This window comes from Tepidibacillus sp. HK-1 (assembly GCF_001748485.2).
Taxonomy (GTDB): Bacteria; Bacillota; Bacilli; order Tepidibacillales; family Tepidibacillaceae; genus Tepidibacillus_B; species Tepidibacillus_B infernus.
Genome location: NZ_BDGM02000046.1, coordinates 1 through 1,821, shown reverse-complemented (window position 1 = coordinate 1,821; position 1,821 = coordinate 1). Strand labels below are relative to the sequence as shown.

12 tRNA genes and 2 rRNA genes are annotated in these 1,821 nt (G+C 48.5%); all 14 read right to left on the bottom strand.

Features of this window, described 5'->3' with window-relative positions:
- Positions 1-49 precede the first annotated feature (49 nt).
- A tRNA-Arg gene (locus BEN26_RS13760) sits at positions 50-126 on the bottom strand.
- Positions 127-246: 120 nt separating this feature from the next.
- Positions 247-335 (bottom strand) — tRNA-Leu (locus BEN26_RS13755).
- A 77-nt stretch (positions 336-412) separates the two neighbouring features.
- A tRNA-Leu gene (locus BEN26_RS13750) sits at positions 413-496 on the bottom strand.
- Positions 497-505: 9 nt separating this feature from the next.
- A tRNA-Lys gene (locus tag BEN26_RS13745) sits at positions 506-581 on the bottom strand.
- Positions 582-596: 15 nt separating this feature from the next.
- A tRNA-Asp gene (locus BEN26_RS13740) sits at positions 597-673 on the bottom strand.
- 88 nt (positions 674-761) lie between these two features.
- Positions 762-837, bottom strand: a tRNA-Thr gene (locus BEN26_RS13735).
- Between the two features lie 81 nt (positions 838-918).
- Positions 919-994 (bottom strand) — tRNA-Val (locus tag BEN26_RS13730).
- Positions 995-1,100: 106 nt separating this feature from the next.
- A tRNA-Glu gene (locus BEN26_RS13725) sits at positions 1,101-1,175 on the bottom strand.
- A gap of 17 nt (positions 1,176-1,192) precedes the next feature.
- Positions 1,193-1,281: transfer RNA gene (locus tag BEN26_RS13720), tRNA-Ser, on the bottom strand.
- A 15-nt stretch (positions 1,282-1,296) separates the two neighbouring features.
- Positions 1,297-1,373: transfer RNA gene (locus BEN26_RS13715), tRNA-Arg, on the bottom strand.
- 12 nt (positions 1,374-1,385) lie between these two features.
- Positions 1,386-1,462, bottom strand: a tRNA-Met gene (locus BEN26_RS13710).
- 12 nt (positions 1,463-1,474) lie between these two features.
- A tRNA-Asn gene (locus BEN26_RS13705) sits at positions 1,475-1,550 on the bottom strand.
- A gap of 7 nt (positions 1,551-1,557) precedes the next feature.
- A 5S ribosomal RNA gene (gene rrf / locus BEN26_RS13700) occupies positions 1,558-1,674 on the bottom strand.
- Positions 1,675-1,725: 51 nt separating this feature from the next.
- A 23S ribosomal RNA gene (locus BEN26_RS13695) occupies positions 1,726-1,821 on the bottom strand; the annotation flags it as partial.

Genomic DNA, 1,821 nt, shown 5'->3' with positions numbered 1-1,821 from the left:
CCCTGGTCCCAAACCAGGTGCTCTACCAAGCTGAGCCACACCCCGTAAATGGCGTGCCCTGAGAGATTCGAACTCCCGACCTTCTGATTCGTAGTCAGACACTCTATCCAGCTGAGCTAAGGGCACAAGTATTTTTGATTGTTAACAAAATTCGCATTGCTACACTCATTTTAAATAATGCACTTACAGTACAAAAATTATTTTCTAAGAATGATGTTAAATCGATGTTGTACTTAAAATTATAGATGGTGCCGAGAACCGGACTTGAACCGGTACGGTAGTCACCTACCGCAGGATTTTAAGTCCTGTGCGTCTGCCAATTCCGCCACCCCGGCACGTTAATGGAGCACTCTTCGAGTACAACGTTTTTTCTTAAGTAGAATGTAATTCGACGTAGTGCTCGAAATTATAATGGTGCGGGTGAAGGGAGTTGAACCCCCACGCCATAGGCGCTAGATCCTAAGTCTAGTGCGTCTGCCAATTCCGCCACACCCGCATATTTAAATGGTGAGCCATACAGGATTCGAACCTGTGACACCCTGATTAAAAGTCAGGTGCTCTACCTGCTGAGCTAATGGCTCATAAGAAATTTTATATGGCGGAGCTGACGGGATTCGAACCCGCGGTCTCCTGCGTGACAGGCAGGCATGTTAGGCCTCTACACCACAGCTCCATATAGTCAATTTTTATGGTGCACTCTTCGAGTACAACAATCTTCATGCAACATAGATGATAATTCGACATTGTAGCCTGATTTTTAATGGTGCCGGCGAGAGGACTTGAACCCCCAACCTACTGATTACAAGTCAGTTGCTCTACCAATTGAGCTACACCGGCAAAATTCTATGGTGCACTCTTTGAGTACAACGATTTTCACCGAATACAGATGATAATTCAAAATGGTACTCTGACTTTAAATGGTGGACGATGACGGGATCGAACCGCCGACCCCCTGCTTGTAAGGCAGGTGCTCTCCCAGCTGAGCTAATCGTCCAAATACAGATTTCAGATGCCGGAAGTCGGATGTCAGATTGAATGTTTTTCTTCGAAGTCCTTTCTTTCTCTCTGACCTCTGATCTCTTACCTCTGTCTTCTTTTTGTGGTGACCCGTAGGGGATTCGAACCCCTGTTACCGCCGTGAAAGGGCGGTGTCTTAACCACTTGACCAACGGGCCAAACTTTTTTCATCTTATGGCGGAGGGAGAGGGATTCGAACCCCCGTGGGCTTGCACCCTAACGGTTTTCAAGACCGCCCCGTTATGACCGCTTCGGTATCCCTCCAAGTTTATAAAAAAGTGGCGTCCCAGAAGAGATTCGAACTCCTGACACACGGCTTAGAAGGCCGTTGCTCTATCCTGCTGAGCTACTGGGACTTGTCATCCACATGGTAGCGGCGGAGGGAATCGAACCCCCGACCTCACGGGTATGAACCGTACGCTCTAGCCAGCTGAGCTACACCGCCATTTCAAAAAAATGGCTCCTCGTGCAGGACTCGAACCTGCGACAACTCGGTTAACAGCCGAGTGCTCTACCAACTGAGCTAACGAGGAACATTATGCCTGGCAACGTCCTACTCTCCCAGGACCCTTCGGTCCAAGTACCATCGGCGCTGGAGGGCTTAACGGTCGTGTTCGGGATGGGAACGAGTGTATCCCCTCCGCCGTCATCACCAGACACTGATATATTGAAGGTTGTACCTTCAAAACTAGCAGCAAGAAAAGCAATTAGGTTAAGCCCTCGACCGATTAGTATCCGTCAGCTCCATACCTTACGGTACTTCCACACCGGACCTATCAACCTTATCATCTTTAAGGGGTCTTA